The sequence below is a fragment of the Kistimonas ophiarachnellae genome, assembly GCF_057552235.1.
The window spans coordinates 31,542-42,863 of sequence record NZ_BAAJPA010000019.1 but is presented as its reverse complement, the minus strand read 5'-3'; the positions used below and the strand labels follow the sequence as shown (position 1 = coordinate 42,863).

At 55.8% G+C, this 11,322-nt stretch carries 9 protein-coding genes and 1 pseudogene; 2 read left to right on the top strand and 8 right to left on the bottom strand.

The genetic code is table 11. From position 1 onward, the window contains the following. Position 1: 1 nt before the first annotated feature. Complete coding sequence (locus AC27K1_RS19445; protein WP_487152456.1) at positions 2–1,174, bottom strand: efflux RND transporter periplasmic adaptor subunit; 1,173 nt, start codon at positions 1,172–1,174, stop codon at positions 2–4. A gap of 245 nt (positions 1,175–1,419) precedes the next feature. Between AC27K1_RS19445 and AC27K1_RS19440 the strand changes: the two genes are divergently transcribed. Continuing rightward, entirely contained in the window at positions 1,420–1,611 is a 192-nt protein-coding gene (locus tag AC27K1_RS19440; RefSeq protein ID WP_487152455.1) for a hypothetical protein, read from the top strand. 396 nt (positions 1,612–2,007) lie between these two features. Then, the gene (locus AC27K1_RS19435) at positions 2,008–2,304 is read left to right on the top strand and encodes an RNA recognition motif domain-containing protein (RefSeq protein ID WP_487152454.1); all 297 of its coding nucleotides are present in this window, start codon (positions 2,008–2,010) and stop codon (positions 2,302–2,304) included. Positions 2,305–2,365: 61 nt separating this feature from the next. On the opposite strand, the gene AC27K1_RS19430 is transcribed toward AC27K1_RS19435, so the two are convergent. The 7 genes and pseudogenes from AC27K1_RS19430 to AC27K1_RS19400 form a co-directional block, all read right to left on the bottom strand. Beyond that, the gene (locus tag AC27K1_RS19430; protein ID WP_487152453.1) at positions 2,366–3,268 is read right to left on the bottom strand and encodes an iron-sulfur cluster-binding protein; all 903 of its coding nucleotides are present in this window, start codon (positions 3,266–3,268) and stop codon (positions 2,366–2,368) included. Then, positions 3,261–4,283: a 4Fe-4S dicluster domain-containing protein gene (locus tag AC27K1_RS19425; RefSeq protein WP_487152452.1), complete on the bottom strand. Its 1,023-nt coding sequence runs from the start codon at positions 4,281–4,283 to the stop codon at positions 3,261–3,263. The genes AC27K1_RS19430 and AC27K1_RS19425 overlap by 8 nt, the downstream gene beginning before the upstream one ends. Beyond that, positions 4,270–6,375, bottom strand: coding sequence for a formate dehydrogenase subunit alpha (fdhF, locus tag AC27K1_RS19420; RefSeq protein WP_487152451.1), 2,106 nt, complete (start codon positions 6,373–6,375; stop codon positions 4,270–4,272). Before fdhF ends, AC27K1_RS19425 begins: the two co-directional genes overlap by 14 nt. A gap of 277 nt (positions 6,376–6,652) precedes the next feature. Continuing rightward, entirely contained in the window at positions 6,653–7,594 is a 942-nt protein-coding gene (gene rimK / locus AC27K1_RS19415) for a 30S ribosomal protein S6--L-glutamate ligase (RefSeq protein WP_487152484.1), read from the bottom strand. Between the two features lie 84 nt (positions 7,595–7,678). Beyond that, positions 7,679–8,089, bottom strand: a pseudogene (locus tag AC27K1_RS19410) (ATP-dependent zinc protease family protein); the annotation flags it as partial. Positions 8,090–8,565: 476 nt separating this feature from the next. Beyond that, positions 8,566–10,152: a BCCT family transporter gene (locus AC27K1_RS19405; RefSeq protein WP_487152450.1), complete on the bottom strand. Its 1,587-nt coding sequence runs from the start codon at positions 10,150–10,152 to the stop codon at positions 8,566–8,568. A gap of 11 nt (positions 10,153–10,163) precedes the next feature. Beyond that, on the bottom strand, positions 10,164–11,288 hold the full coding sequence (locus AC27K1_RS19400; protein WP_487152449.1) for a mandelate racemase/muconate lactonizing enzyme family protein: 1,125 nt from the start codon (positions 11,286–11,288) through the stop codon (positions 10,164–10,166). Between the last annotated feature and the right edge of the window lie 34 nt (positions 11,289–11,322).

The following is an 11,322-nucleotide window of genomic DNA, read 5'->3' as shown; positions in this document are numbered from 1 at the left end:
ACTAGCCCTCGCCCGCCCTGTCCGGTTGACGGCTGTCGATGACAGGCGTTCCTTCCAGGGGATCTTCCAGTACCGTGGTGATCAGCCGGTCGCCGATATTGAAACCACTGTCAACGTATGCCATTCCGGCAGAAGCATACCGGACGTTAACCTTACGCAGGCGCATCTGACCGTTGACGGCCACCAGCACTTCATTATTTCGCCGTATCAGGGAACGGGGAACCGCCTGAACATTGTCCAGCGGCCTGCCAGCAATAGATGCCCTGACAAAGAGACCTGCCTTCAATGGCATGAGGCTGTCACTATCTTGTATACCGTAGGGATCGTGAACTTCGGCGACCAGCACATGCATCCGTGTTGTGCCTTCAACAACACCCTCACTACGCACAATCTCCCCCGACCACTGGACGGCCTGGGCGCCAAACTGTGCCGTCAATGTCACTGCAGGACCATTTGAGATACTGCCAAAAGGCGGAATGTCCAACAGCGGCAGATGACTGGCCGTCACTGGCAGGCGAATTTCCGCAATTTCTGTTGCGAAGGTAACCCCCAATGGCGTACCCGGTGACACATACTGGCCAATATCCGCCTGACGGCTCTTGACCATTCCATCGTAGGGGGCACGTATCTCCGTTTTAGCCAGATAGAGCCGGGCCTTGTCCAGCTCAGCCTGTGCAGCTTTCACATTTGCTTCCGCCTCGGCAATAAACGGCTCTCTCAACAGTAACGGTGGTGCATCGGCCAGTGGTCGTCCGGACTGTCGCCAGTTAGCGGCCTCCGCCCGGCGACGCGCCTGCTCTTCCGTCAGACGCGCCTGGCTGGCCGCCAGTGCCGCCTCAGCCTGCCGCACGGATACGGCATAATCCAGGGGATCGAGCCGGATCAACAGATCCCCCTGCCGGAAAACCCCACCCGCAACAAACACCGGTGAAAGCTCAGTCACAAGACCTGAGACTTCTGACACTAATGTGGTTTCAGTCGAAGGCTGCACCGTACCCTGGCTCTCAATCTGTACCTGTACGGTTTCAATGCGCAAAGCCTGAGTTTCAACCAGGACATCCGGGGGAGCGGCAGCCTTGTCTTGCCGGTCAGGCTGGTACGCCGCCAGCAGCAGTGCGCCGAGAAAGAAGACAGCCAGAATGATGACCGGCAACAGGATCTTTTTTATTGTCATGCCCAATCCATGCAGTCTGTTCAGACAACAGTCACATCAAACTGTTGTTCATATTTTTGTGCATAAAGAATACCGGTCTTCCGTGATGATTACCGCAACAATTTGACCCATGTTTAATGGCGTTACAGCAAAAATCGGCTGTTAACCCAGCATCCCGACGTTTACCCGTGTCCGGAATTGGCAACTATACTCCCCCCTGTCGGCCTCATGACCGACAGGTCAGTCAGTCACAGGGCAGGAACATTATGTCCGATAAAGCACATAAAACATCCGTCGGCCTGCAGGAGCAAATGGAGCGCCGATACGGCGATGACGAGGAACACAAGCACCCTGTGGCAGACCACGGTTCAGAATCAGAACACCATCACAAAACCAGGATGCATGATCACAAGCATTCAAGCCGGGAACATCATAAAACCAGCAGCAAGCCAGACTAACCCTGCTGCTGTCAGATAGCGTACACGCGGTTAAGTGTTGTCGAATAATGGATACAGCATTGATAGACAGAATACCCCAGTGCTCTTTATCAAACCGCCTGAAACCACAGCCAGCGAGCTGTTTAAGCGTGCCCCCAACATCCACCTTGTCATAACAGAAAGCAATAAAAACTCCCTTAGCAATGATTCAAACCGGGTAGTAACGGTATTCAATGAATAAATCCCTCACTCACAAGGTGCCAAAAACACCTGAGGAACCAAACATCGACAAAGCTTGTCCAACCCACTGTATGTGCAAACACATCTTAACTTTTACCCCAAAAGGCCTGCCTCTTATGGCGTCCGTTATTTTGCAGGTCGAGAGTCAAGATAACCTACGTCATTGGAGAGAATTACATGCAGAGAAAAAAACTGTTTGTCGGCAACCTGGATTTTTCCGTCACCGATAAAGAGCTTATGGAAGCCTTCAGCCCCTTCGGCACCATTGAAGAAGCCCGCGTCATCACAGATCATGAGTCAGGCCGTTCCCGGGGATTTGCTTTCGTGACTTACAGTACCGAAGATGCAGCCCAGGCAGCACTCACCCTGGATGGTCAGGCATTGAATGGGCGTGATATGCGGGTCAGTATTGCGACTGAACGGAGTAAGAATGACCGTGGTCGTGGCGGTCCGGGAGGCCGCAAGCGGTTCTAAACCTGCCCAGACCAAAGAACGTCGACCGGGTAAGGCCGACGTTCTGAAGGGGGAACTGTCGTTAAACGCAGTGACCGCAACACTCGCCGACATCCGCATGCCCCATGCCGACTGGCTCCCGGGGCGGTTTAACGGACTTCTCTTTTACGACGAGTTCACCCAACTGATCCCAGCGATAGGTGGGACCATCGACACAGACCAGGTCATTCGCCACATAACAGTGGCCACAAAGCCCAACGCCACAATGCATACGGCGTTCCAGTGACAGCCAGATATGCTCGGCGGGATATCCCTGCCCGGTCAGGTACTTGCAGACCGCTTCCATCATTCCTTCCGGACCGCAGCAGATGACATCATCAAACGGGCCATCCTCTGCCTGGATACGATCCAGGTTGCTCATCAGCTCACGCCCTTTCAGGTAATCCCGACTGGCGCCTTCCTGGTTGTCCACGGCTTCATAGAGGCGGCAGGTTTCCCGCCATTTCTCCCGTTCCTGGCGCATCACCAGCATGGCTTCGCTGCGGGCACTGAAGTAGACCACAGGAGCCGAGCCCTGCGCCGTCAGCGCATCGATCTCCGCTGCCACCGGCGCCAGACCACAGCCACCGGCAATCACCAGCACCCGACGTCCGGTCAGATCCGGCCAGCCTTTGCCAAACGGACCACGGGCACCAAGGACATCACCGGGCTGACAGGTAAAAAGCGCGTCGGTCAGCTTGCCGATCTGGCGGATCAGCGCATGGAAGCGGCCATTTTCATCGGGCATACCGGCATAGGTAAACGCGGCTTCGCCCTTGCCCGGCACGGTCAGCATAAAGAACTGACCGGGACTTACCTGGGCAGGATTGGCCACGCTGGGCAGTACTCCCTCAACCGCCACCGGTTCAAAGGTGAAATGATCAATTTCCTCGCCGTCTGAATAACGATCCACCAGCCGAACAGCGACAGGGGTTAAATCAAACATGAGCAATCTTCTCCATGACTGAATGTACTCCAATAGATCCGGGACAGGTGGTTTCACAGCGGCCACAACCGACACAGCCAAACCGCCCCATCTTGCGAACAAAGTCGCCAGAGAACTTGTGGTACCAGTAACGGGCGACGCGACGGCCAGCCGCCGAGGTCGGGTTAGCGCCACTGGCTTCACGCTGGAAGCCTTCCATCAGGCAGGAATCGTGGAAACGCTCACGGTAAAAGCCCTTGTCAGTCTTGATATCCCGCGTGGCATAACAGCTGCAGGTTGGGCAGGTCTGGCTACAGCCGGAACAGCCCAGACACTTGCGCGCCAGGCTGTCCCAGACATCGTCCGGAATCGCGCGGGCGTTGATGCGCTGGATGCCATTGATGATATAGGTGTCATTCGGGAACGCCGCCCGGGCATGCTCACCGTTCATATCACGCCAGTAGCGCCAGTGGGAATCCGCCGGTGTCAGGTTCATACCGTCAACCGCGGCCTGACCTGCCGGGCTGGCGCAGATTAACCACCAGCCGGGTTGATCGCCGCCAATGCTGGGCATAGGCGCCAGAATCAGGTCAGCCCTGGCTTCATCCACCAAGGGGCCCGCATCAACCGTGCTGCAGAACCCGTTTTCACAGGGACTGCTGCAATCGATACCCACCAGCAGGGTATCCTTGCGGCGAGCCTGGTAATAAGGATCATCCTGGAAATGCAGATCCTGATACGCCAGCGCCGTGAGATCACAGGCTTTCATCCCGAACAGGACCTGCGGCTCAGAAGCCGGCCGGGAAGACCGGAATGTCTCACCGTCGAATTCGAACAGATGTTCCCGCTCCGCAAAAAACATCGATTTGGGCGACATCACCGGACGCAGGGCCGGATCAAACGGGGTCACATCACCACTGACGACTTCCTGCCAGCTGCCGTTGCCGGTGGCATCGTGCACCGGCTGCATGACCCGGTAGCGCATCAACAGCCAGTCACGCAGATGTTCGGGGCGCTCCAGCTCATAAACGTACATGGCAATCTCCCTGTTCACGCAATACCTGGATCGGTTTCGGACGTTCAGCCGGATCCAGCGGTTCAACCCGTACGGCACAGGCCTTGAGTTCCGGCATCCGGGTCACCGGATCCTGGGCATCGTTGGTCAGCTGGTTCGACGGCGTATCATCAAAGTGGTAAGGCATACTGACCAGACCCGGCGGCAACTGATCGGTAATCACTACGCGGGTTTCCACATAGCCACGGCGGGAACGGACACCCACCGGGGCATTGTTGAACAAGCCCTGGTTGGTCGCATCCTGAGGACTCATGAACAGCAAGCCCATGGGCGTTTCACGTTCCAGCAGCGGCGACTTGCGGGTCATTGAGCCACAGCCGTAGTGGAAGTGCAGACGGATGGTAGTCAGGAAGTAAGGGTATTCGGCATCCGGGTTTTCTGCCGGCGGCAGGTAATGCAGCGGCATCAGCCGGGCCTTGCCGTTCGGGAAACTTTTCTGGTGGAGAATCGCCGTGCCATCAGGCGAACGACTGTCGCAGGGCCACTGGAGTCCACCGTGCTGCTCCAGACGCGGATAACTCATCCGGCTGTAAATCGGCATGAGCGCGGAAAATTCATCAAACACCGCTTCGGCAGACAGCCAGTCAAACCCTTCAGCCCCGAACGCGCGGGCCAGTTTGCCAATGATTTGCCAGTCAGGCAGGCAGTCACCAATCGGTTCAATGGCCTTGCGGATACGCTGAACACGACGCTCGCAGTTAGTGAATGTGCCATCTTTCTCGGCAAAGCTGGCGGCTGGCAGGATGACATCCGCAAACCGGGCGGTTTCAGTCATCGCCATTTCAACTACAACCAGAAAATCCAGACGGTTAAGTACCTTGGCAACCTGGTTCTGATCCGGATCAGTCACCACCGGGTCTTCCCCGAAAATCATCATGGCGTGGAACTGACCGGACAGGGTCGCCTCATTCATGCCCAACGATGTCATGCCGGGCTTATCTGCGACCTCACAACCCCAGGCGCGACTGAATTTTTCCCGCATGGCCGGATCATCCGTGGACTGGTAACCCGGATAAACGCCCGGCAGTGCGCCCATGTCACAGGCACCCTGCACATTGTTCTGGCCACGCAACGGGTTAATACCGGTACCGGGACGCCCCACCTGACCACAACTCAGCGCCAGGTTGGAGATGGCCATCACATTGTTGGTGCCACTGACATACTGGGTTACACCCATGCCGTAAGCGAGAAATGCCGCCCGTGCATGGCTGTAGATGCGCGCCGCCTGGACCAGCTGATCCTCCGGCACCCCGGTAATACGGCTGACCACTTCCGGCGGATATTCTTTGACATTGGATTTGAGCAAGTCCAGATGCTGGCAATGCTCATCAAGGAACGCCTTGTTTTCCCAGCCTTTCTCAAAAATGATATTCAGCAGGCCATTGAGCAGCGCCACGTTTGACCCCAGGCGCAACTGCAGGTGGACATCCGCCAGACCGGCCAGCCGGGTCTTGCGGGGATCCACGACCAGCAACAATGCCCCGCGCTCCTTCGCCCGGATAATCTCGCTGCCAATGATGCAGTGACTTTCGGTCGGGTCACAGCCGAACACGACCACGACATCAGCCTTTTCAATATCGCCAATACTGTTGGTCATGGCGCCAGAACCCAGCGTCCGCGCAAGCCCTGCTACCGACGGGCTGTGACAGATACGGGCACAGTGATCGATATTGTTGGTTTTCAGTACCGCGCGAGTAAATTTCTGGATGGCGTAATTGTCTTCGTTACTCGCCCGGGCACAGCTGATCGCACCCACCGAGGTCGGGCCATGCTCTTCCATGTGGTAACTGAACTGCTCATGAATCAGGCTAACGGCTTCCTCCCAGGAAGCTTTCCGGAAGCTGCCGTTTTCCTTGATCAGCGGTGTGGTAATCCGGTTCTGCCGGTCAACGCCAAAGGCGCTGTTCCAACCCTTAGAGCAGAGACGTCCCTTGCTGACAGGATGGTTCCGGACCGGCTCAACACCGATGATCTGCTGACCCTCCGTGCGCAAGCCAAGACCGCAACCCGTACCGCAGAACGGGCAGATAGTCGAGGTGGTTTTGATGCTCATTGACATGTGTCACCTGAGTTTGAAGATGATTGCATCCCTTCGTCACCGCCAACTCACACCCGCGCCCATGCGCCGGTTTTTTTTCAGGTGACTTTGGAATCGTGCAGGCGTGCGAATGCATCGGACAGTACCCGAGCTGATCTACGTCAACGTCGTACCCGATACGCGACGTATGATGCTACTGTCGTGTAGTAAATGGTTTGACTTAAAACAATGATTTTCGTGTGGGTATATCGCCACCCGGATTCAGGTGGCGATCATCAGTGAGGCGGGGAAATCAGGCAAACTCTTCGTCGAGCTGAGTTTCAGAGGCTTCTGACAGGGTGCCGAGAGGACGACGCCAGCCGAGTTTTTTCTCAATGGCGCTGATCATTTGTCCGGCAATATCCTTACCGGTTGCACCTTCAATACCTTCAAGTCCGGGGGATGAATTCACTTCCAGCAACAATGGCCCCTTACGGGAACGGATAATATCCACACCGGCCACTTTCAGGCCCAATGTCTTCGCCGCCTTGATCGCCAGCTTCCGTTCATCCGAAGTAATCTTGATGACCGAAGTCGTACCGCCCTGATGGACATTAGCACGGAATTCGCCGGGTGCAGCCGTACGCTGCATCGAAGCGACCACCTTGTTGTCGATCACGAACAGTCGCAGATCCTTACCGTCAGCTTCCTTGACAAACTCCTGCACCAGCAGGTTAGCCTTGAGCGACGTGAATGCTCCAATCACACTCTCCGCCGCCTTGCGGGTTTCCGCCAGAACCACACCACGGCCCTGAGTGCCCTGCAGCAACTTCACGATCAGCGGCGCACCGCCTACCATATCGATCAGGTCCGCCGTTTCGATCGGCGAGTTGGCAAAACCGGTGGTCGGGATATCCAGACCGCTGGACAACAACAACTGCAGGGAAAACAGCTTGTCACGGGACATGCTGATGGACTGCGACGAGTTCAGCGGATAAATGCCGACACTCTCAAACTGCCGGGTCAGCGCACAACCGTAGAATGTCATGCTCGGACGAATCCGCGGAATCACCGCATCCAGGTCATTCAGGATACGACCGCCACGGTAGTGAATTTCCGGCGTTTCCGCATCCAGCTTCATGTAGCAATGCTTGATATTCAGAAACTTCATCTGGTGGCCACGCTCTTCACCGGCTTCCAGGATACGCTGGTTACTGTACAGGTTCGGATTGCTGGCCAGCAGACCAATCTTCAGACCCGTGCTCTTCTGTTCCTGGTTGCCGTACAACGCCCTCACCTCATCCGAGGTACGGGTACCGGAACGGTGGCTCTCCGCCGGATCCACCAGCAACCGGCCACTCATGGCCTCACGGCCCAGCAGCATCCGGTAACCCATGGAGTCACGGTTCGCCAGGGTCAGCTCAATCTCCCAGGTTTCCCCGGCAAACGTCAACGGTGTCCGGATCACATAACGTTTCTCGGAAATGCCCGTGGAACTTTTCACCAGACGGCGGTCCACGATCTGGGCTTCACAACGCACCACCGTACGACGGTCCTGCTGGATCGGATGAATCTCAAAACTCACCCAGGGCGTCCCACTGCGGGAGAACGGGTGAATATTGAAGGCATGAATTGAAGAGGTCTTGGCGCCGGAATCCACCCTTGCCTTGATGGCGGGGATGCCTAACGCCGGAAAGGCACACCACTCTTCACTGCCAATAATGATCTTGTCCGAATCATTTTTCAGCATTGGAAACTATCTCTCAAACGACCGGCGGCTCCCGCCTGCCGGTTATCAACAAAAAAACACCACCGCCCGTAAAACATCGGCAACAGGTCAACTCGGCGTTGATCATGAAGGACCAAAGTGACAGCAGCATGCCCGGGCACTGTCGTACCCCTTTAAACCGTCTTCTTTAAAAAAGATAAAATATAGTACAGCGTTTCGTCAGGCAGGATGCCGACGACATTAACGAATGATTCACTGTACGACAGATACACTCTATCTAAACAAAAAAACTCCCGTCAGAACGGGAGTTTTCGCAGTTTAACCGAAACCGGTCGATAGTAAATAATAGTTCTCAAAAAGTCTCCATTTAATTCTCATCCGGTGCGTATTTTCCCCTCGACCGAATGATGGCGTCCCGCCAGAGGCGATAAGCTGGCCGGCGCATCCCCACGCGTACCGGCCAGACTCCGTAATCCCCGGGATCAGGCAGTCAGACATCAAGCCATGACGTCATCGCCATCGCGCCACAGCAGGCTGTTCAGCCCCAGGTGTTTGTCCTGTTCGCGCTGGCGCGCCATGATGTGATCATAGTTCTGGTTCAGGTACTGCAGGGTCTTGACTGCTGCCACGAAGAAGACCGGCATAATCAGGACAATAATCAATACCGGGAATGACTTCAGGATATTGAGGTCCGCGTTGATCAGCAGGAACACAATGGGCAGTGCAGTCAGCAGCAGGCACCAGAACAGGCGGAACATCGGTGACACGTTGGCCTCGGCATCCAGCTCTTTGGTGGCAATACCCGCCAGGGAGTAGGACGTGCCGTCCAGCGTGGTCACGGTGAACAGGATCATGGTGACCAGGTAGATCGCTGTCAGCAGCATCGGCACCGGGCTCTGGCCAAAGATATCTTTCACCAGCGAGGTCGGCTCACCGGCCTGGATCATGGCAACGCCATCCACGACACCGGTATCGATCAGGTTCATGGAGTAGGTGCCGCAGACGCCGAAGATCACCGCGCTGCCCAGGGTTCCGCCCACCACCAGGATCAGGATCACGTCACGGAGCTTCTGGCCCTGGATGATCTTGGTGATGAACACGCCCACACCCGGGGAGTAGGAGATCCAGTTGGCCAGGAAGAACACGGTCCAGTACTGGGGGAAGTGGCTGGTGCCGAACGGATCGGTGTTGGTGCTCATCCGCAGGTATTCGGTCAGCATGATGCCGATGCCGTTGGTCATGTTGTTCATGATCAGGGCGGACGGACCAATGATGAAGATAATGCCGACAAACGCCGCGCAGATATAAATGGTGGCGCTGGACAGGCGCGCCATGCCCTTCTCGATCCCGATGTAGGAACTCATGGAGAAGATCACGGACAGCCCCAGGATCACGCCAATGCCCAGCATCAGGTTATCGGGAATACCGGACAGGCTGGCGATATTCGACGAGATCATCGGAATGCCCAAGCCCAGGGTCAGCGCGGTGGCCGCCAGGGTGGTGATGATGAACAGCAGGTCGATCAGCTTCTGCGCCCATACCGGCAACCTGTCGTTGAACAGGCTGTTGATCACGCCGCTCGGGCTCATGCGCTGGCTCTTCTTGATATAGAAGACCACGGCAAAGGGAATGGCGACGATCAGGTAAATGAACCAGCCGGCCGCACCCCAGTGGAACATGTTGTACGCTGTCGCGTATTCCATGGCCATGTCCTTGTCGACGATACCGAACTGCGGGTCCATGAAGTAGTACACGCTCTCGATAAAGCCCCAGTACATGGTGCTGGCGCCCATACCGGCGGACAGCGCCATGGCGAACAGCTGGAACTTGCTGAACTTGGGCTTGCTGTCACCCATACGGATGTTGCCGAACCTGGAAAACGCCAGGTACAGCAGTGCAAAGGTGGCAAACAGCGTATACCAGAGGAAACCGGAACCAAAGTTGATCACGGTGAAATCCAGCATGCTGCCCATGGTGCTTTTTACCGTTTCCGGATAAAGCACCGCCAGGATACCCAGTAGCAGCACCGCTGCGAAACTGGTAAACGTCAGTTTTAGGTCAATGCCTGAAGTATTGAGTTTCATTACATTACCCCTTACTCGAAGGTATAAGACAGGATGGAAGCGGCCTTCACGGCATCCCAATCCATCTCAACACCCAGACCTGGCGCTTCAGGTGCGTGGACATAGCCGTCACGATCGGTACGGATCACATTCTTCGCACCGTACTCAAAGTTTTCGTACGGATACGCCTGTTCGAAGTAAGTGCTGTTATGGTGCGCCAGCGCTACGTGCAGGTTGGCCGCCTGGGTAATGGTGTAACCCCAGCTCTGGATTTCCAGCGGCTTGCCGTGAGCTTCTGCCAGTGCAAAGCACTTGTTCAACGGAGTGATACCGCCGCAGACAGTGGCATCCTGACGAACATCGGACCACATATCATTAGCCAGCGCGTGGGCTACTTCCGGCAGGGTCAGCAGGCAGTTACCGTGGCTGGAGATCTGGACACCTGTCTCACGTACCAGGCGCTGGTAAGACTTATAGTCGTAATCCGATACCGGGGCTTCGTACCAGGCCCACTCGTACTCTTCCAGCAGCCTGGCCATCTTCAGGGCCTGCTTCTGGTTGTAGTACATGGCGGTATCGAGCATGAACGCAATACCGGAATCCTTGTAGCGTTCCTGAATGGCTTTCACCAGCTTCACGTCTTTCTCATAGACGCAGTAGCAGTGCAGTTTGATGGCTTTGAAGCCGTGTTCAATGCAGCCGTCGATGAAGGGGAAATACTCTTCAACCGTATCGAACATCGGGGTAGAAGAATAAGACAGCATCTTGCTGCGCGCGCCGCCCAGCATCTGGAACAGGGGCATACCGGCTTTCTTGCCCTTGATATCCCACGCAGCGATATCAAACGGCGACTTGGCCACCAGGCCACCCCAGCTGCAGCGATTCATCAGCCAGCTATGGAGTTCTTCAGTCATCAGTGCATTTTTGCCAATGATACCGGGGGCAATGGTACGCATGGCTTCAACGACGCACTTGTCAAAATCATTTTCGGTGTAGCTGATGGTCGCACCCACACCTTCCAGACCGTCTTCAGTCACCAGACGTACGACATTGTTTGTGTAAAGCAACGGCTCCTGATCATCCGCCCAGGGCAGGGTTTCAGCGTTACGATCGGCTACGGCGTACAGTTCTACGCGGCTGATTTTAGATTCCAACATGTTTCACACTCTTTAATGGTTTCAATCTCTCAAT

Bases quoted from the DNA above. Each gene is read 5' to 3' on its own strand.
- AC27K1_RS19430 (WP_487152453.1), bottom strand. From the start codon at position 3,268: ATGTTTGATTTAACCCCTGTCGCTGTTCGGCTGGTGGATCGTTATTCA.
- AC27K1_RS19440 (WP_487152455.1), top strand. From the start codon at position 1,420: ATGTCCGATAAAGCACATAAAACATCCGTCGGCCTGCAGGAGCAAATG.
- AC27K1_RS19405 (WP_487152450.1), bottom strand. From the start codon at position 10,152: ATGAAACTCAATACTTCAGGCATTGACCTAAAACTGACGTTTACCAGT.
- AC27K1_RS19445 (WP_487152456.1), bottom strand. From the start codon at position 1,174: ATGACAATAAAAAAGATCCTGTTGCCGGTCATCATTCTGGCTGTCTTC.
- AC27K1_RS19400 (WP_487152449.1), bottom strand. From the start codon at position 11,288: ATGTTGGAATCTAAAATCAGCCGCGTAGAACTGTACGCCGTAGCCGAT.
- AC27K1_RS19425 (WP_487152452.1), bottom strand. From the start codon at position 4,283: ATGTACGTTTATGAGCTGGAGCGCCCCGAACATCTGCGTGACTGGCTG.
- fdhF (WP_487152451.1), bottom strand. From the start codon at position 6,375: ATGAGCATCAAAACCACCTCGACTATCTGCCCGTTCTGCGGTACGGGT.
- AC27K1_RS19435 (WP_487152454.1), top strand. From the start codon at position 2,008: ATGCAGAGAAAAAAACTGTTTGTCGGCAACCTGGATTTTTCCGTCACC.